This is a genomic window from Chryseobacterium tagetis (genome assembly GCF_016735585.2).
In the GTDB taxonomy this organism is placed as follows: domain Bacteria; phylum Bacteroidota; class Bacteroidia; order Flavobacteriales; family Weeksellaceae; genus Chryseobacterium; species Chryseobacterium tagetis.
In genome coordinates this window covers 242,541-261,502 of the sequence record NZ_JAERSE020000005.1, presented here as the reverse complement: position 1 = coordinate 261,502, position 18,962 = coordinate 242,541, and the positions used below count along the sequence as shown (strand labels likewise).

At 34.4% G+C, this 18,962-nt stretch carries 21 protein-coding genes and 1 other RNA gene; 11 read left to right on the top strand and 11 right to left on the bottom strand.

All coding sequences use genetic code 11. The features are described from left to right. Positions 1-85 precede the first annotated feature (85 nt). Positions 86-310 carry a hypothetical protein gene (locus JI747_RS18040; RefSeq protein WP_225690259.1) on the top strand — a complete coding sequence of 75 codons (225 nt, stop codon included), beginning with the start codon at positions 86-88 and terminating at the stop codon, positions 308-310. 14 nt (positions 311-324) lie between these two features. Here JI747_RS18040 and JI747_RS18035 read toward each other — a convergent pair whose 3' ends face one another. The 5 genes from JI747_RS18035 to JI747_RS18015 all read right to left on the bottom strand — a co-directional run bounded on the left by JI747_RS18035 (position 325) and on the right by JI747_RS18015 (position 5,922). Continuing rightward, positions 325-900 carry a hypothetical protein gene (locus JI747_RS18035; RefSeq protein WP_225690258.1) on the bottom strand — a complete coding sequence of 192 codons (576 nt, stop codon included), beginning with the start codon at positions 898-900 and terminating at the stop codon, positions 325-327. A gap of 29 nt (positions 901-929) precedes the next feature. Further along, positions 930-1,574: an HD domain-containing protein gene (locus JI747_RS18030; RefSeq protein WP_225690257.1), complete on the bottom strand. Its 645-nt coding sequence runs from the start codon at positions 1,572-1,574 to the stop codon at positions 930-932. Then, a complete protein-coding gene (locus tag JI747_RS18025; protein ID WP_225690256.1) occupies positions 1,567-2,412 on the bottom strand; it encodes an alpha/beta hydrolase family protein in 846 nt (281 codons plus the stop codon). Before JI747_RS18025 ends, JI747_RS18030 begins: the two co-directional genes overlap by 8 nt. A 99-nt stretch (positions 2,413-2,511) precedes the next feature. Beyond that, positions 2,512-3,153 carry a DUF4241 domain-containing protein gene (locus JI747_RS18020; RefSeq protein WP_225690255.1) on the bottom strand — a complete coding sequence of 214 codons (642 nt, stop codon included), beginning with the start codon at positions 3,151-3,153 and terminating at the stop codon, positions 2,512-2,514. 69 nt (positions 3,154-3,222) lie between these two features. Further along, positions 3,223-5,922 (bottom strand): valine--tRNA ligase, encoded by a 2,700-nt coding sequence (locus JI747_RS18015; protein ID WP_225690254.1) that lies wholly within the window; start codon positions 5,920-5,922, stop codon positions 3,223-3,225. A gap of 128 nt (positions 5,923-6,050) precedes the next feature. Here JI747_RS18015 and JI747_RS18010 point away from each other — a divergent pair, with 128 nt between their 5' ends. The 5 genes from JI747_RS18010 to JI747_RS17990 all read left to right on the top strand — a co-directional run bounded on the left by JI747_RS18010 (position 6,051) and on the right by JI747_RS17990 (position 8,581). Continuing rightward, the gene (locus tag JI747_RS18010; RefSeq protein ID WP_039366683.1) at positions 6,051-6,530 is read left to right on the top strand and encodes a DUF1573 domain-containing protein; all 480 of its coding nucleotides are present in this window, start codon (positions 6,051-6,053) and stop codon (positions 6,528-6,530) included. A 97-nt stretch (positions 6,531-6,627) separates the two neighbouring features. Further along, positions 6,628-7,497: a polyphosphate kinase 2 family protein gene (locus JI747_RS18005; RefSeq protein ID WP_225690253.1), complete on the top strand. Its 870-nt coding sequence runs from the start codon at positions 6,628-6,630 to the stop codon at positions 7,495-7,497. A gap of 127 nt (positions 7,498-7,624) precedes the next feature. Beyond that, on the top strand, positions 7,625-8,002 hold the full coding sequence (locus JI747_RS18000) for a hypothetical protein (protein WP_225690252.1): 378 nt from the start codon (positions 7,625-7,627) through the stop codon (positions 8,000-8,002). A 36-nt stretch (positions 8,003-8,038) separates the two neighbouring features. Next, a complete protein-coding gene (locus tag JI747_RS17995; RefSeq protein ID WP_225690251.1) occupies positions 8,039-8,305 on the top strand; it encodes a hypothetical protein in 267 nt (88 codons plus the stop codon). Positions 8,306-8,374: 69 nt separating this feature from the next. Continuing rightward, entirely contained in the window at positions 8,375-8,581 is a 207-nt protein-coding gene (locus JI747_RS17990) for a hypothetical protein (RefSeq protein ID WP_225690250.1), read from the top strand. 102 nt (positions 8,582-8,683) lie between these two features. On the opposite strand, the gene rnpB is transcribed toward JI747_RS17990, so the two are convergent. Continuing rightward, an RNA gene (gene rnpB, locus JI747_RS17985) (RNase P RNA component class A) lies at positions 8,684-9,008 on the bottom strand. 172 nt (positions 9,009-9,180) lie between these two features. On the opposite strand from rnpB, the gene JI747_RS17980 reads away from it, so the two are divergent. The 3 genes from JI747_RS17980 (at position 9,181) to JI747_RS17970 (ending at position 12,023) form a co-directional block, all read left to right on the top strand. Further along, a complete protein-coding gene (locus tag JI747_RS17980; protein ID WP_047437120.1) occupies positions 9,181-9,672 on the top strand; it encodes an RNA polymerase sigma factor in 492 nt (163 codons plus the stop codon). Next, positions 9,665-10,339, top strand: coding sequence for a beta-carotene 15,15'-monooxygenase (locus tag JI747_RS17975; RefSeq protein WP_225690249.1), 675 nt, complete (start codon positions 9,665-9,667; stop codon positions 10,337-10,339). The genes JI747_RS17980 and JI747_RS17975 overlap by 8 nt, the downstream gene beginning before the upstream one ends. A gap of 61 nt (positions 10,340-10,400) precedes the next feature. Beyond that, positions 10,401-12,023, top strand: a complete 1,623-nt coding sequence (locus JI747_RS17970) for an AMP-binding protein (protein WP_225690248.1) — start codon at positions 10,401-10,403, stop codon at positions 12,021-12,023. Between the two features lie 47 nt (positions 12,024-12,070). Here the strand turns inward: JI747_RS17970 and rpoN are convergent, their stop codons facing one another. The 5 genes from rpoN to JI747_RS17945 all read right to left on the bottom strand — a co-directional run bounded on the left by rpoN (position 12,071) and on the right by JI747_RS17945 (position 17,033). Then, complete coding sequence (gene rpoN / locus JI747_RS17965; protein WP_225690247.1) at positions 12,071-13,534, bottom strand: RNA polymerase factor sigma-54; 1,464 nt, start codon at positions 13,532-13,534, stop codon at positions 12,071-12,073. A 158-nt stretch (positions 13,535-13,692) separates the two neighbouring features. Beyond that, positions 13,693-15,141 (bottom strand): asparagine--tRNA ligase, encoded by a 1,449-nt coding sequence (gene asnS, locus JI747_RS17960; protein WP_225690246.1) that lies wholly within the window; start codon positions 15,139-15,141, stop codon positions 13,693-13,695. Between the two features lie 110 nt (positions 15,142-15,251). Next, positions 15,252-15,803, bottom strand: coding sequence for a hypothetical protein (locus JI747_RS17955; protein WP_225690245.1), 552 nt, complete (start codon positions 15,801-15,803; stop codon positions 15,252-15,254). 55 nt (positions 15,804-15,858) lie between these two features. Then, positions 15,859-16,458, bottom strand: coding sequence for a CDP-alcohol phosphatidyltransferase family protein (locus JI747_RS17950; RefSeq protein WP_225690244.1), 600 nt, complete (start codon positions 16,456-16,458; stop codon positions 15,859-15,861). Positions 16,459-16,466: 8 nt separating this feature from the next. Continuing rightward, entirely contained in the window at positions 16,467-17,033 is a 567-nt protein-coding gene (locus JI747_RS17945; protein ID WP_225690243.1) for a hypothetical protein, read from the bottom strand. A 54-nt stretch (positions 17,034-17,087) separates the two neighbouring features. Between JI747_RS17945 and JI747_RS17940 the strand changes: the two genes are divergently transcribed. After that, positions 17,088-18,065 (top strand): XRE family transcriptional regulator, encoded by a 978-nt coding sequence (locus JI747_RS17940; protein ID WP_225690242.1) that lies wholly within the window; start codon positions 17,088-17,090, stop codon positions 18,063-18,065. 1 nt (position 18,066) lies between these two features. Continuing rightward, positions 18,067-18,867, top strand: coding sequence for a helix-turn-helix domain-containing protein (locus JI747_RS17935; protein ID WP_225690241.1), 801 nt, complete (start codon positions 18,067-18,069; stop codon positions 18,865-18,867). Positions 18,868-18,962: the final 95 nt, after the last annotated feature.

The following is an 18,962-nucleotide window of genomic DNA, read 5'->3' as shown; positions in this document are numbered from 1 at the left end:
GAAACATACTTCAGGTATCTATAAAATTCACTATATTGTGACAGCTTAAATCACACTATGGTAGAGTAATTAAAAAACTAGAATCATGGAAAAAGAAATTTGTACCATCACCCTCACAGGAGATCAGGCGGAACAGTATACATTCTACAATGACAATACTATAAAAAAAGTAGAAAACCACAATGATCACAATCCGTTAATTGAATGGTTGTCACCCAACCAAATTAACAAACATAATAAAGACAGAATCATCAGAAACTGTCCGGAAGATGTAAAAGAAATCGTAATGCAAATATTAGATTATCCTTAATTGGATAATCTAATTTATTTTTTTCTTAAAAACAGAGAGAGATTCAAAAAGAGAAGCAGGAGATTCAATGTAATGAGAACTCCCAGTGTAGTATTTTCCTGATTGTAAACTTCTATTTCTTTTTTGGCGATACCCGACAGTTTTACACTTTGATTGATGTAATTCTGCACCTCGATCATCTGATCGATATTTTTATTAGGAACGGAGTGCTGAGAAAAATACACAGCATTCTTCTTTCCCAGATACCCTATAATCCAATATTCATTAGAGTTTTTCATTTTCAGATATTCAACCCTGTAATATTCGGGGCGAATTTTACCTAAATGCATAACTTCAAAAGCATCATTTTTACCGCTTTCTACATTCACAACATAAAAGTCTAACGGTTGGGGAAGCTTATTGATTACCTGTAAAGCAACCGCATTCTGTACAATCCCAATCGAACTTTTTTTGATAAACCAATACGTAAAGAGAGAAATGGAAAAAACTAATATTACAGCCCTGAAAATCTTTGCCCAACCCGACTTCACCTTTGATAAAAACAACGAGATGATTAAGGTAATTAATATGATAAAAAGAAGATACCCCATATTACAAAGATAGTCAATTAAGAAATTTTCTAATCAACATTCCATTCTTTATAAAACTGATCAAGAAATTTCAGCATAAAATCATGTCTTTCCTCTGCTATTTCCTTCCCTTCAGACGTATTCATCAGGTCTTTCAGCAAGAGAAGCTTTTCATAAAAATGATTGATTGTTGTTCCGTTTGACTTTTTATATTCTTCTTTAGACATGTTCAGGCTAGGCTTAATATTCGGATCATACATCGGGTTGTTTTTAAAACCACCGAAATTGAAAGTCCTTCCTATTCCTATTGCTCCAATTGCATCAATTCTGTCGGCATCCTGCACTATTTTAAGTTCAATCGGTAAATTTTTCGGTGCTTCCCCTCTATTCTTAAATGAAATATTTTTGATCACGAATAAAACCTGCTCAATAACATCTTCAGAAGCATTCTGACTTTCTAAAAATTCACGGGAAATTTTTAAAGCCAATGTTTCGTCTCCGTTATGGAATTTAGGATCTGCAATATCATGCAATAACGCCGAAAGCTCAACTACTTCAACATTACATTCTTCCTTTTCAGCAATTTTCTTTGAAAGCTTCCAGACTCTTTCGATATGAAACCAATCATGTCCCGCTTCTGCTCCTTCCAATTTTTCTTTTACAAACTGTATCGTGTTGTCAATCAAATTATTCATTTACCAATTCTTTTAAAATAATTTCCCAAAGTTTCTTATTATAACTTCTGAAAAAATTAACGTGCCCTATTTCTCCCTTTTCCGACTCAGAGGTTTTTACAATTCTATACGTTGGCCTAAGATTCGGATAAGTGTCTTCCAACAAACTCCTTACTCCTTTTTCGGTGAGCCATACATCATCTTCTGCGCGGATTACAAATACTTTTTGAGTTAATTTTTTAGAATAGTCCTCTATTTTATCCAACAATCGGTTGGTAGATTTCCTGTTCAAAATTAAGGTTCTCCAGTCATAAGCGCAATTTTTTGGAAGACTTTCTCCCAAACCAAACCAATTTGCCGGGAAATATCCCAAAAGCTCCGTAAAGAGAGGTTGTGCCACTCCAAATCCAAAATATGCTTCTATCTTTGTTCTCCATTTTAAATTCCCTACAAAAGCATTCTGAGTACCCACAAAAACAAACTCATCAAATATTTCCGCATCCTGATTCATTCCCAAAATCAGAGCACCAACAGAATGTCCTAAACAATATTTTTTGTAGGTCGAAAAATTCTGCTGTAAATAATTGGTAAGTGTTTTAAAATCCTTTGCTCCCCAAGTTCTCATAGAAGCATTGAATTTTTTCATTTTTAAAGGCTTTGAAAGACCAATTCCGGCATAGTCGTACGTAATCACAGTAAATCCCTTCTCAGCAAAAAAATGGGCAAATGAAAAATAGATCTGCTGTTTTACTCCAGTTGCAGAATTAATCAATAAAACTTTATGATTACTTTCTTCAGGAATAAAAACATGAACAGCCAGATCTACACCGTCTTCAGTTTTAAGAATAATTTTTTCCATAAAACAATAAAAAGTCCACTTCAAAAATGGACTTTTTATTTTAAAATATTTTATCTGAAAACTTTATTTCAGTATGCGGCAAATAGTTGTTTAAACTTATTAGCTCACAAGCACTTCTATAAACTCGGTAACAATTTTCACAGGTTCTCCGTTTTTACTGTATGCTATGTAGCTTGCATAAAATCCTTCTCCGTACCCTGTTTCAAAACCAAAAATAGTTCCCGGATGTTCTTCTGAAGGTTTTAAAAACGCATACTGATCGATGGCTCCGTTTTCATCAAAGAAATGCTCATGGAAAAACTCTTCATAGATCCCCATAAAATCAGCGCCTTTGCTTTTGTATAAGCTCTGTTCAAGTTCGTTAAGACTATTCTGTGTATCAACATCCATAAAACAGCCCATTCCGCTTTCTACAGGATATCCAAAAACTTCTCCATCGGCTAAATCCTTTACCTTTTGTCCGGTTGTTGTCGCCATTTTCCATTCAGAAACTTCTGAATCACTGAAAATAATTTCAGCATAGGCAACACAATTGCTTTCTCTTTCTTTGTGTAATAAGACCGAAAAATCCCCTTTCGGAAATTCTGTTGCAAAAGGCTGCATATCATTTGTAATCAAAGGATCACAAGCAACCAGCTTTCCGCTTGAAAGATAGATTTTCCCCACTTCAAAACTTTCCAGTAATGGACTTTCTACGAAGTTTTTAGAGAATAATTTTTGTATATTTTCTAAATGTGTCATTTTAATTTTTTAGGCTAAGATTAAGGTTTAGACTAAGCTTGAGACTCAACCTTAACCTAAACCTTTAAATTATAAACTTTTCAGCTTTTCTTCCAAAATTGCAATTTTATCAAGAGCGTCTTTTTGTTTTTTGCGCTCAACTTCTACCACTTCTGGTTTTGCATTGGCAACAAACTTTTCATTTGAAAGTTTTTTATCAACAGAAATTAAGAATCCTTTTAAATATTTCAATTCTTCTTCTGTCTTAGTTTTTTCTTCTTCCAAATCCAAGTTTTCACTTAAAGGAATTGAAATTTCCGTTGCTCCGACAAGGAATGTAAAACTTGGCTTATCTGTTTTCGTACCAAAATGAATCTCAGAAACGTTTGCTAATTTTTTAATCACAGATTCGTTCGCGAATTCTGAAGCATTGGTATAGATTTCAGCAGCTTCCCTTGGAGAAATTCCTTTTGTCTGACGGTAATTTCTAATTCCGGAAATCACTTCTGATGCCGTTTCGAAGTTTTTAATAGTATCTTCATTAAATGCTTCTGCTTTTTTCTGTTGAGCAATAACTAAAGCATTTTCAGTATTTCTTTCCGAAATTGTTTGCCATAATTCTTCTGTTAAAAAAGGCATAAAAGGATGCAACAATTTCATTAGTTGCTCAAATAATTCAATTGTTTTATTGTAAACTTCTTTAGAAATTCCTTCGCCATAATTCGGTTTAATAGCTTCTAAATACCATCCACAGAAATCGTCTTTAATTAATTTTTGAATTAAATTTAATGCATCAGAAATTCTAAATTTATCAAATTGATTGTTAATCTCAGAAATTGATTTGTTCAATTGATTTTCAAACCATTCAATTGTTTGAATTTCTGTAGAATTAGCCGGTTTATCTTCATGATTCCACATATTGATCAATCTAAAAGCATTCCAGATTTTTGTTCCAAAATTTCTTCCCAAATCACAAAGAGGCGAAGTATAAATAGGATCTTTCCCTTCCTCCATTCTTTGTTTTATCTGCTTTTCGGTCAATAGATTTCCATCTTCATCAATCTGCTCAGAATCAAATTTCAAATCATTTCCGGCAGCTGCACTCATCATAATTCCAACTCTTACAGCATCTGCCCCATAACGTTCCATCAAATCTAGCGGATCAGGAGAATTCCCAAGAGATTTCGACATTTTTCTGCCAATTTTATCTCTTACAATTCCTGTGAAATAAACATTTTTGAAAGGAACTTCTTTTCTGTATTCCAATCCTGCCATGATCATTCTTGCCACCCAGAAGAAGATAATATCCGGACCTGTTACCAAGTCTGAAGTTGGATAATAATAATTAATTTCTTTATTTTCAGGATCAAGCAATCCGTCAAAAACAGACATTGGCCACAACCAAGAGGAGAACCAGGTATCAAGAGCGTCTTCGTCTTGTCTTAAATCATCAAGATTAGCTATAATTCCTTTTTGTTCTTCTAAGACAACAAGCGCTTGATATTTATCTTCTGCAACTACGAAATCATTTTCTCCGTCACCATAATAATAGGCAGGAATTTGCTGTCCCCACCAAAGCTGACGGGAAATATTCCAGTCACGGATGTTTTCCATCCAGTGTTTGTAGGTATTTTTAAACTTTTCAGGATAAAATTTAACCTCATCATCCATTACAACATCCAAAGCAGGTTTTGCAATTTCAGACATTTTTAAAAACCACTGAACAGAAACTTTAGGCTCGATAACCGCACCTGTTCTTTCAGACGTTCCAACTTTATTTACATAATCTTCTGCTTTCAACAAAAGATCTTTTTCTTCCAGTTCTTTCGCAATCTGTTTTCTTACATCAAATCTGTTTTTTCCGGCATAATGCAAACCGTAATCGTTAAGATTACCATCATCATCCAAAGCATCAATCATCTGAAGATTGTGTTTTTGCCCGATTTCGTAATCATTGATATCGTGAGCAGGCGTAATTTTCAACGCACCTGTACCGAATTCAATATCAACATATTCATCTTCAATGATTGGAATCACTCTGTCAACGATCGGTACAATTACTTTTTTACCTTTTAAATGAGCATATCGTTCATCATTAGGATTAATACAAACTGCGGTATCCCCGAAAATCGTTTCAGGACGCGTTGTAGCCACCGAAAGGAATTCTTCCGAACCTTCAATTTTATATTTCAGGAAATATAGTTTTCCGTTTTGTTCTTTAAAGATTACCTCTTCATCAGAAATATTGGTTTTCGCTTCCGGATCCCAGTTTACCATTCTGTACCCACGGTAGATCAATCCTTTATTGTATAGATCAACAAAAGATTTAATAACCTGCTGAGAAAGTTTTGGTTCCATCGTGAAGCGGGTTCTGTCCCAGTCGCAAGAGCAACCCAGTTTTTTCAATTGCTCAAGGATTGTTCCTCCGTATTTATCCGTCCAATCCCAAGCATGTTTCAAGAATTCTTCACGGGTAATATCAGATTTGCTGACCCCTTCTGATTTCAGTTTAGCAACAACTTTAGCTTCAGTAGCAATTGAAGCGTGATCTGTTCCCGGAATCCAACAAGCATTGAAGCCCTGCATTCTTGCACGACGGACCAGAACATCTTGAATGGTATTATTCAGCATATGCCCCATGTGTAAGATCCCCGTAACGTTTGGCGGAGGAATTACAACAGTGTAAGGCGGCTTATCATTCGGCTCTGAATGGAAGTATTTGTTTTCCAACCAGTAATTGTACCACTTTTGTTCTGTTTCCTGTGGATTGTACTTTTCTGAAATCTGCATAAATTCTATTACTTTAATTTACAATTTGCAAAAATAGTCTAAAGAAAAAAAATTTTAAGTATGAATTAAAATAATTTTTAACTTTGTTTCTTAAAATTTATCTAACAAACGTATTAACATTCAAGAATATGAAAAAATTAATTGCAGGAATTGCATTATTCGGGACATTTGCTGTTGCATCTGCACAAAGCATCACTTTCGACACTACCACTTTTGACTATGGTGCTATTAAGCCTGGAGCAGACGGAACAAGATTTTTTAATGTAACGAATACGGGAGACAAGCCTTTGATCATTTCAAATGTAAAGCCATCTTGCGGATGTACGACTCCTGAATTCAGCACAGACCCTATTCTTCCTGGGAAATCTGCAAAAATTAAAGTTGGATACAACACTGCTAATCCAGGTGCTTTCAACAAAATGATTGAGGTATTTTCCAATGACCCGGTAAACAGCAGAAGTGTAATCTATATTAAAGGGAACGTAGATGCTAATGCTCCTGAGCCAAAACCATTGACTCCTGAAGAGCTAAAAGCAAAAGCAAAAGCTGAGAAAAAAGCGGCTAAGATAGCTGCGAAAGAAGCTAAAAAAGTTGCAGCTGCAAAATAAATCTCTACTCAAAAAAATAAAACCGTCTCTATTGAGGCGGTTTTTTTGTTACATTTATACTAAGTTTAGTTTTTAAAAAATTTAATTCACAAAATATATGGATACCAATTTTTCAGACGATTTTCTCATTAAAGGAAGTTTTTCTATGAAAAAAGCTTCGACCCAATATAAAGGAAAGCTTAGTAAAGAAGAAGGAGAAGCGCTTCTTATTAAGGAAAAAGAAAAGCTTCGTGAGCTACAGGAAAAACTGTATTCTGACGGAAGCCAATCTCTTCTTGTTGTGCTTCAGGCAATGGATGCCGCGGGAAAAGACAGCTTAGTAGAGCACGTTTTCGGAGGGGTGAATCCGCAAGGCTGTAATGTAACAAGTTTTAAAACTCCGAGTTCAAAAGAATATTCCCACGATTTTTTATGGAGACATTATTTGGCATTACCTCAGAAAGGGATGATTGGCATCTTCAACCGTTCCCACTATGAAAGCGTTTTGGTATGCAAAGTACATCCTGAATATAATTTAAGTGAAAAAACATGGAAGTCTGTAAAAGATTTTGATAAAAAATTCTGGGAAAACCGTTACGAAAGCATACGAAATTTTGAAAAGCATCTTTCTCAAAACGGGACTACGATAATAAAAATATTTTTAAATGTTTCTAAGGGTGAACAAAAGAAAAGGTTTCTTGATAGAATCAATGAACAGGAAAAAAATTGGAAGTTTTCTACAGCAGATCTTCCGGAGCGGGCTTTATTTGATCAATATATGAATTCTTATGAAGAGGCCATCAACGAAACTTCAAAAGATTATGCCCCATGGTATGTTTTGCCTGCAGATGATAAGTGGTTTGCGAGAGTCGCTGCTATTCAGATTATTATTGATACTATGGAAAAAATGAATTTAAAATATCCTCAGCTTTCGGAAGAAGACAAGAAGGAACTGAAAGATGCAAAAAAACAATTGGAAAGTGAATAATCATTAAATACTCTCCAAGAGCTATACAATTTTTTTCGAATAACAAAATACACCAAAAAGTGAATAATTTCTTTGCGGTGTATTTTTTTTATTTATATTTATAAAACAAAATCATTAAACTTTAAACATGAAAAAACATTTATTGTTATCAGCCTTTATAATATTAGGCTTAACATCTTGCAGTAATGAAAGAGCAGCAATTGACAATGTAGAAAGTATGAAAGGTCCAGAAATGGCAAACTTCAACAAAGCTCTAAGAAGTGTAAATCAACCTAAAAACAGACCTACACCAACAGAAAGAAACCCAAATTCTTTAGAACTAAGTGATTCAAGAAAAGAGCTTTTAGTACCGGCTTCAAAGGATTTAATTCTTTCAACCGGTATTTCAGAAAAAGAAATGATGCGCCAAACCGGAGGTGATAAAACAAAAATAATTGTTTGGGCCAATAAGATTTATTTTGAAAAGAATAAGGAAATCAACAGAAGTCTGAAACTTGAAAATTAATTCATCTATTATTTAATCCAAACAAATGTATTTACCATGAAAAAATTAACACTATTTATATTCTTATTTTTAGGCATTTTCGCATTTTCTCAAAGTCACACTTTAGTCATCGTTAATAATACTGGGCTTGATGCTGTTGGAAGGCTCATCACAGCAAGCCGTACGACTCCGGGCGGACCATTGATGTATGCATTCCCTAATCTTCCCTATACCTCCTACACTGTTCCTTCCGGTCAAACTGCAGATTATGGTAATTTTGATACAACGGGAGATCCTTCCGTATCTTTTCCCATTCCCGGCTGAAATGTCATCAATCACCCTAATCCTGCATACAACGGACCTCAGGCTTATAACTCTCCGGCAGTAAGCTCAATGACCACCTTGAATGAATGGGCAGGGTTTCTTTTTAACTTAGTTGATCCTGCAACAGGAGATGCCGTTGACAGTTTTGAGATTGGAAATCCAGCAATTGCTGCCAATGCAAGTTTTGTTGTAACTACAAATCAACTTGGAGCCAATACGGGGATTCCTGTAGAATGGGTATATGTAGGTTCTATTATTTACTTATTTATAGGATAATTAAAGACCATAGATAATAGAAAAAGCGGAGATAGTTTCTCCGCTTTTCTATTTTTATGAAATTCAAAATCTTTATATTTTGAATACTGAGCTTTAACCAAAATCACGAGAAAATCTATAAGCCGGATTTTGTTCTTCAAAAAGAAGCGCCTGTTATTTATCTACGTCGTGCATTACTGCAAAACTTGAGCTGATTACCCCTCGGCTTTCAGAGCGAGCAACCCCTATTTTCATTACTGAAAAGAACCGATATACTTATCATTGCACCACAAAGAGTTTACCTGGTTTCACTACAGCCGAACTGTACATACTTTCTGTTGCACTTGTCCTACCCTCGCGGGTGACGGATGTTATCCGCTTTGATGCTCTATGGTGTCCGGACTTTCCTACCCTTACCTAAGCAAGAATCAACAAGCCGATTTTCTCGTGGCTGCAAAGATAGATAATTTGAAAATTTGGCAATGTGATAATTTGAAAATTTTCAATTCATAAGAAGATTTATTATACTTGTTTAAGTGTATTCATTCATTTTCAAATTACTTAATTTTCAAATTCTCAAATTATATCATATATTCGTGCAACTAAACTACACATCCTCATTGGGTTCAAAAGAAAAAGAATTTGCACAGCTTATTAAAGATAATCAAGGTTTGATTATCAAAGTTTCGCGTCTTTATACCAATTCTCTTGAAGATGAGGAAGATCTTTTCCAGGAAATAGTCTTACAGCTTTGGAGAAGCTACGGCTCCTTTAAAGGAAATTCTAAAATTTCTACCTGGATGTACCGTGTAGCCTTAAATACCGCTATTACGCTTTTCAGAAAAAAAAGCAAAAGCCCACTTACAAACGAACTGGATATTAATCACAAAGATTTTGTAGAGGATGACGATGAAAAACAGCAGCAGATTTCTCTTTTATACACTGTGATTAAAACCCTTCCGAATATAGAGAGAGCCATCGTGATGATGTATCTGGATGATTTGCCTTATAAGGATATTGCAGAAAACCTCGGAATCACCGAAGTTAATGCGCGTGTGAAAATGAACAGATTAAAGAAAACCCTTAAAGAAAAGATGGAAAAATATGCCTGAATTTGATTTAGACAGCTTTAAGAAAACATGGCAAGAGCAGCCTGTTCAAGAAAAATACGACAACACTGAAATTCTTCAGATGCTGAATAAAAAGTCACGTAATTACGTTAAGTATATTTTTTGGATCAGCGTTGTAGAGCTCTTGTTTTTTTCCGGTATCGGTTTATTTTACATCATAAAAGGTGATGAATCCAATAGTTTCTTAAAACTGCTGGAGAGACTGGGAGCACAAAAAACGCCGGAAATTATTTCCAATTTTGATACGATCTATTTTGCCATAAAGATTTTGAGTTTACTCGTTACAGCCTATTTTGTTTATAAATTCTATCAAAACTATCATAAGATAAAAATCGAAGAAAATCTAAAAGGTCTCATTACCCGTATTATTAAATTTAAGAAAACAGTAAATGCTTTTATTTTAATAAGTATTGCTATATTACTGGTCTTTATCATCACATTCACAGCATTTATTTTTTATGCACTGAATTCCCAAAACATAGAACCTAAAGGCTCAGACCTTATGATCGTGATTGCCATCATTATAGTCAGTACTGTATTATGTGTATTGCTTATCTGGTTGTATTACAAACTTGTGTATGGAATCATCATCAGAAAGCTGGACAGAAACTTAAAACAACTGAAAGAAATAGATTCTCAGGAAATTTAATTCCCTTGCCTGTTCAAGATAAAGATATAATTGTTAATTTTATTTTATCAAATCTTAATCTATGCCTTTATCTTATGTTCATGGAGCTTCTGATATTCCATTGTTGGGACAAACTATCGGAGCCAATCTAAAAAATACTGTAGAAAAATTTCCAAACCAAGACGCCCTGATCTGTGTGCACCAAAATTACCGGGCCACTTATCAGGAATTTTATAATCAAACCACTGCTGTTGCCAAAGCACTTATATTTCTTGGAGCAAAAGCCGGTGACAGAATCGGGATCTGGTCTACCAACCGTTACGAATGGGTTCTTTTGCAGTATGCTACAGCTAGAATCGGTGCTGTTCTGGTCAATATAAACCCGGCTTACAGAACCAGCGAGCTCATCTTTGTGATCAATCAGTCTGAAATGTCACACATTTTCTCTTCTTTAGTTTTTAAATCAAGCGATTATAAAGCAATGATCACCGATGCAAGAGAATTCTGTCCCACTTTAAAATCAGAAATTTTCTTTGATGACAATTGGGAAGATTTTCTGAATAATGGACAGGAAATTTCTGACGATGTTTTGCACAGTTATGAAGAACATGTTCAATTTGATGATCCTGTAAACATTCAATACACTTCCGGAACAACCGGATTTCCTAAAGGTGTAACGCTTTCTCACCATAATATCCTAAATAACGGGTATTTTATAGGAATACGTTTAAAATACACAGAAAAAGACAGAGTTTGCATTCCGGTTCCTTTTTACCATTGTTTTGGAATGGTGATCGGAAATATGTGTTGTACTTCTCACGGAGCCTGCATGGTAATTCCTAACGACAGTTTCGATCCCGATATTACCTTAAAAGTGGTTTCGGATGAAAAATGCACTTCTTTATATGGAGTTCCAACTATGTTTATCGCAGAATTGGCTGTAAAAGATTTTGATACTTTTGATTTTTCAAGCTTAAGAACTGGCGTAATGGCGGGTTCTGTTTGTCCGCCTGAGATTATGAAAAAAGTGGAAAATCTTATGAATATTAAAGAAATGAGCATCTGCTACGGAATGACAGAAACCTCTCCCGTTTCAACTCAGACTTTAATTGGTACTCCTTTTGAAAAACAGGTAAATACTGTGGGAACCGTTCAGAATCATTTAGAAATAAAAATAATCGATGAAAACGGAAAAATTCTGAAGCGCGGTGAACATGGAGAATTATGTACAAGAGGATATTCTGTCATGTTAAAATACTGGAACGATCCCGAAAACACCAGAAAAGTGATCGATGATGGAAGATGGATGCACACTGGAGATATGGCGGTAATGGACGAAGAAGGCTATATAACGATTTCTGGAAGGATTAAAGATTTGATTATCCGTGGGGGAGAAAATATTTCGCCAAAAGAAATTGAAGACTTTTTATATACCTATCCTAATATTTTAGATGTACAGATTATTGGAGTTCCGAGTGAAAAATTCGGTGAAGAAGTAATGGCCTGGATAAAGGTGAGAAAAGGATTTAATGTAACAGAAGATGAACTGTTGAGCTATTGCAAAGGAAGAATCGCGCATTATAAAGTTCCTAAATACTGGAAATTTGTAGAAGAATTCCCGATGACCATCTCAGGAAAAATAAGAAAAGTAGAGATGAGAGAAGTCTCTATGAAAGAACTTGGTCTGGAACATATAAAAGAATAAATCAGCAAACAAAAAAGCATTTCAAATTGAAATGCTTTTTTTATTTTTTAAAGTTCTTTTCTTAATCTCGCGACAGGAATATTCAGCTGTTCACGATATTTTGCGATTGTTCTTCTTGCGATATTATAACCCTGTTCTTTCAAAATTACCACCAAAGCATCGTCCGTCAGTGGTTTTCTTTTATTTTCTTTATTGATAACTTCCTGAAGGTGAGTTTTAATTTCTTTAGTAGAAACTTCTTCACCATCATCATTTGTTAAACTATCCGAAAATAAATCTTTAAGATATAAAATTCCGTTTGGAGTATCTGCATATTTACTTTTAACAACCCTTGAAATGGTGGAAATGTCAAAACCGGTAATATCTGCAATATCCTTTAAAATCATGGGTCTTAATGATTTCTCATCTCCCGTAATGAAATAATCTTTCTGGAATTTTACAATCGCATTAATAGTTTGCAATAAGGTGTTCTGACGCTGATTAATCGCATCAATATACCATTTTGCAGCATCCAGTTTTTGTTTGATAAATAAAGCTGCCTGCTTGTGTTCCGCAGAATTTTTATCATGAGAATAGGTTGATAAAATATCTTTGTATTCCTCAGAAACTCTTAATGTTGGAGCATTTTTGCTGTTCAACATCGGAATTACCTGACCGTCTTTTACCTGAATGACAAAATCGGGAATAATCTCCTGATTGATGGTAATCGTCTGAGTATCAAAATTACCTCCTACTTTTGGTGATAGCTTTGATATTTCATCCAAGGCATCTTTCAGATCTTCTTCTTCAATATCATATTTCTGAATAATCTTATTGTAATGCTTATTGGTAAGGGCATCAAACTGATGTCTCAAAATATTTGCAGCCAATGAAACCGCTTTATCAGAGCTTACTTTCTTTTCAATCTGCAAAAGAAGGCATTCCTGCAAGCTTCTTGCTCCCACACCGGACGGATCAAGCTTCTGAATATAGTTTTCAAGAATATCTTCTACTTTTTCTTTTGTAGTATAAATCCCCTGAGAAAAAGCCAAATCATCTACTATCGACTTGATTTCTCTTCTTAAATAACCATCTGTATCCAGATTTCCAATGATATATTCTGCAATTTTCACATCTTCATCTGTAATATTTACAAGATGAATCTGTTCCATTAAATAATCATATAAAGATTGGCCTTCGGTCAGAAGACTTTCGTTGTCAAAATCTTCATCATCGGGAGAATAGTTACTGGATGCAGTTTTATAGCTAGGCTCATCATCATAAAGATACTCATTCACATCAAAATCGGTTTCGATACTTTCTGTGCCTTCATTCTCATAGGAATCCTCCAGAGAAGAATATTCATCTTCTTTAGAATCTTCTTTTGCTATTTCCAACGCCGGGTTTTCCTCTAACTCTCTCTCTAATTCCTCTTCAAATTCCAAAGTGTGAAGCTGAATCAGCTTCATCAACTGAATTTGCTGAGGCGCAAGCTTCTGCCCTAATTTGAGTTGTAAGTGTTGTTTAAGCATAGTTGTCTTTGTGTTTTAACATAACATATTCTACGAATTTAATAAATTTATTTGTAGAACAATAATTTTTAGCACGATTTTTGTATTATGAATTTTCATAATAAACTATTTAAATAAACAAAAAAGCCTTAAAAATTACTTTAAGGCTTTTTTTATTTTTAAAATTCTGCGTTTTTCGGTGTCCTTGGGAAAGGAATCACATCTCTGATGTTTGTCATTCCCGTCACGAAAAGCACTAATCTTTCCAATCCTAATCCAAATCCTGCGTGCGGTACAGAACCGAATTTTCTGGTATCTAAATACCACCAAAGTTCGTGCTCATCTACATGCATATCTGCCATTTTCTGTTTTAGGACATCCAGTCTTGCTTCTCTTTCAGAACCTCCGATAATTTCTCCGATTCCAGGGAAAAGTACGTCCATTGCCGCAACAGTTTTATTATCGTCGTTCAGTTTCATATAGAACGCTTTGATTTCTTTCGGATAATCAAACAAAACTACCGGGCTTTCGAAGTGTTTTTCAACCAAATATCTTTCGTGCTCAGACTGAAGATCGGTTCCCCAGCTTTCAACTGGATATGCGAATTTTCCTTTTTTATTTTCTTTAGAGTTCATTAAGATCTCAATCGCTTCCGTATAGCTTACACGTTTGAAACGTTTAGCAATTACATTTTGAAGTTTTTCGATCAATCCTTCTTTTGCTCTGTCTTTTTCTGCCTTTCCTTTTTGTTCTTCTTCAAAACGTTTGTCCAGAAACTCCAAATCATCTTTGCAGTTATCCAATACATATTGAATTACATATTTCAGGAAATTTTCTGCAAGGTCGATATTATCTTCCAAATTATTGAATGCAACTTCCGGCTCAATCATCCAGAATTCTGCCAAGTGACGCGTTGTGTTTGAGTTTTCTGCACGGAAAGTAGGTCCGAACGTATAAATTCTTCCCAATCCCATTGCTGCAGTTTCTCCTTCAAGCTGTCCTGAAACCGTTAAGTTTGTCTTCTTACCGAAGAAATCCTGAGCGAAATCGATATCTCCCTGTTCGTCTCTTGGAATATTATTCAGATCAAAGTTCGTTACTCCAAACATTTCTCCCGCTCCTTCTGCATCAGCTCCCGTAATTACAGGAGTGTTGATATAAAAGAACTGGTTTTTGTTAAAGAATGAATGCACCGCAAAACTCACCGCATGACGTACTCTGAAAACAGCTCCGAACAGATTTGTTCTGAATCTTAAATGCGCCTGGTCTCTCAATGTTTCCAATGAGTGTTTTTTAGGCTGAAGAATCGTTTTATCTCTTTCCTCAGTAAAGTTATCTCCTAAAATGATAATCTTTTTAGCGATAATTTCCACAGCTTGCCCTGCTCCCTGACTTTCTACAACTTCACCTACCACTTTCAAAGAAGCCGCAGTACCGATTTTGCTAATAATTTCTTCGTCAAAATTTTCGAAATCAACAACTATTTGCAAATTATTAATCGTAGAACCATCATTAAGCGCAATGAAGCGATTTGCACGGAACGTTCTTACCCAACCGTAAACCGTAATGTCATGATGTAATACTTTCTTGTAATCCTGTAGGATTTCCTTAATTGTCTGCTTTTTCATTTGTTGATTAAAATTTTCGTATAAAAATTAATGTCTGCAAAGTTACAAAAAAACAGCGCAACTTGATGATTGCACTGTTTTTAATAATTTATTATATTTTGTATATTAGATTATTCGAAACAGTCTGGTATTCCATTATCATTAGAATCAGTATTACAAGGATTTCCCGGAGGAGAAATGGTTGTCCTGATGCAATTATCAACATACATATCTATAAATGGTCTATCAAACTCACTTGACACATCCGTACTTATTGTATTATTAAAAACCTGCTGAGCCTGCACCGATATATCGCCAACCTTTACCGTTTCATTAAGAAATACTCCGATCGAAGTAGAGACGTTTTCATTTGCCGGAATAATACGCAATGGTAAAATTATTGTAGCATCTCCTCTTTTTGCTATTGAATACACATGTCGGTCATAAGGGACAACATCAGTAGCAGTAGCATAATACTTATAGCTTTTCCCGTTAGTACAGGTATAATCAGAATAAATTACTGCATACACTACAGGAAGATCAACTAAACTTGATTTACCCGCAACGGCAGTTTTTTTTGAGAGTAGAGTTTCATTTTCAGATTGTAATTCCTCTGTGTTTCCACTACAACTCAATAAAAAGAGTAAGATGGCGAAAAAGTTTAAAATTCGAATTTTTCTCATGGTTTAGTATTTAAAATTTTGACTCCGCCAATATATCACAAATATTTGATTAATACTAGTTGAAAAATATACTTTTTCTACGCTGTTTCCCATTCCGAATTTTCCACGCATGGTAAGAGCTCGGAACATCATATTGCCATTTCGGAAGGAGTAAAACAATCAGAATAACATCAATATGAGCAATAAATCCTAATCCTACTGTGAGATAAAAAGCCCAACCCGCCTGTTGAAAGCCTATTAAATAGGTAAAAGCAATGAGCAGACTTATTCCCCACGTTTTTGATAAAAAAGCATGGGTACAGGTTTCTTTACCAAATTTCAAGATGCTGATAATGTAGCAAAGTGCTTCCATGAAGAAGATTAAAGCAATTCCTTTCCATTCGTTCTTTATTAATTCGGGATTTATAAAATAGGCGGCAAATCCTAATGAAAGCCAGAAAACCAAATCGGTCTGGCTGTCTAATCTTCTCAATTTCTCAGAAGAAACACCAACTTTCCGGGCAATAATTCCATCAAAAATATCCGTCAACAATCCGAAATACATTAAAGCTAAAATCAAAAATCCGGATTCTTCTCCTTTAAAATAAGCAAGTAAAAAGATGATAGGCGCAAGAATAAATCTTGTAGCGATTAAAATATAGGGTATAGTTTTCATGATAAATTTTATTGGATTCTTTTATATTTTTCAGCATAATTAATAGTGTAACCAGCCCACATGATAAACAAAGCTGCACCACTGTTATCATAATAGTCCTGAATCAGTAAATTCTTTTGCGCAGTAAGACCAATCCTGCTTTGAAAACTCTGACATCCACCAAATAAAAAAGGAATCCCATGACATTTGGAGGTATAATTACTCAGGGAAAGCAAACCGTTTTTGAGAGTGGCATTGTATTTAAAAGAATATTTCAGAGAATCATTTTTTAAAAGCTTAAAGTCTATTTCGTACGTTTTTGGTTTGTCCAAGGGTGTTGATCTTATAAGAACTTTATCACAATCTGCAATTTTAGAATTTTTCAAATCGATCATTCCTGCGAAGTCTCTCATTTCCTCAGATTTTTGATTTCCGGCATTGATATGTTCATATCCTTTAAATTCATATTCTCCATCAATCATCGAAATATTTTCTTTGGTGATCACCGACAAATCATCCTTAATCATTTTTCTATTGAAAGTCGTACAGGAATTAAGAATCAGAACAACTACAGGAAGCATATAATACTTTTTCATGGCTCATTATTTAAAATTATACTTCAAAATTATCTACCAAAAGCTTAAAGCCGAATGCGAAAAAAAATTAAAATAAATGAGTACATTTGTGAAAATCACAAAACCATGCATCAGGAAAGTTTGCTTAAGGAAATCCGGAAGAAAATTGGTGACAAATCTCTGAATGATGAAATTGCTAATATCCTTGACATAAGCTATGATGCAGCTCATAGAAGAACTTCCCTGAAAGCAAAATTCAGTTTTGAGGAAGGTTTGGAACTTGCAAAACATTATCAGATCTCCCTGAATCACTTCATTACTTCGGATCAGCAAATCTTAGCACAAAAAACTACTGCTGTAACTGAAACCGACGATTTACAGTCGTTCTTTCAAAACAACCTTAACGTTTTTGAAAATCTCCCACTCTCAGATGGAATGACGATTTATTATTCGGCGAAAGATATTCCGTTTTTTTATACTCTTTCGGATACTTTGCTTTCCCGTTTTAAAATATATGTATGGATGAATCTGCTGAATGCAAAACAGGTTTTCATTCCTTTTCTTGAGTTTTCTCCACCAAATTTTGAACCTAACACGAAAGAATTAAAGAAAAAATATGAAGAACAGAATGTCGTAGAATTATGGAATGACATGACGGTTTCCAGTATTTTGCAGCAGATCTTATTTTATTATGAAACCGGTCTTCTGAAAATCAACGAAGCCCAGATTATCCTAGATGAATTAAAGGAATTAATTGAGTATATAGAGCAAAAAACAGAAAATGATCCGAAATTTCATCTTTATGAAAATGAATTGATGCATCTTTCGAATGACATCTTTTTTCATCATCCACAACAATCCCTTTTTGCTTTGCCGGCGAATATGTTCGGATATATCTTGATCAATGATGCTAAAACCTGCAGTGAAACTAAGAATTATTTTGAACATCAGATCAAAAATTCAAAATCTTTAGGGACTTCCGGAAATAGAGACCGGAAAATATTTTTCAACAAGATGTATAGACAGATTGAAAATTTAAAAGAAAAATTATAAGATGAAGAACCTTCGTAATGGTGAATTTTTTGGACAGACCAACGAGACAATGAGTTTCGATGGATTGACTATTACGGATACAGAATACACTCATCCTTTTGTTGATTGGCATTATCATGAAAACCCTTATTTCACTTTTCTGCTACAGGGAAATATGACGGAAGGTAACAAAAAAGAAACCTATGATTGTTCAGCGGGAACACTACTCTATCATCATTGGGAAGATGCGCATTACAATATAAAACCCGACATTTTCACCCGTGGATTTCATATCGAAATTACAAAAGAATGGTTTGAAAAATTCCAGCTTTCTAAAGATTTAATTGAAGGAAGCTTCAATATTAAAAATCCTGCTTCAAAATTATTAATTCATCAAATTTTTAAGGAAACAAAACTCAATAACGTTTCATTTGAATTAAGTATCCATCAGCTTTTATTGAATATATTTAATCAATTTTCTCATCAGAAAGGAAATTCAGATAAGAAACCTCTTTGGGTAAAGCATATTGATGAAATTCTGCATGAACATTTCACAGAAAAGCTAAATTTAGCTGAACTTTCTCAAACGTTGAATATCCATCCAATGCATTTGAGCCGGGATTTTCAGAAGTATTTCCAATGTAATTTAGGAGAATACCTAAGAAAATTAAAAGTTGAAAAATCCCTACAACTTTTGAATAAATTTGAGTCTTTATCAGAAGTTGCCCTAGAATGCGGATTTTCAGATCAGAGCCATTTTATCCGTTGTTTTAAAGAAAATATTGGGATTACACCTTTGAAATATAGAAAAATTTTAAAATAAACTTTAAACCTTTTTCAAAAACACTTCAAAAAAATCACACAATATTTTTGTCATTCCGAAGGAATCTAAGCTGAATTATTAACGTTTATTTTAGT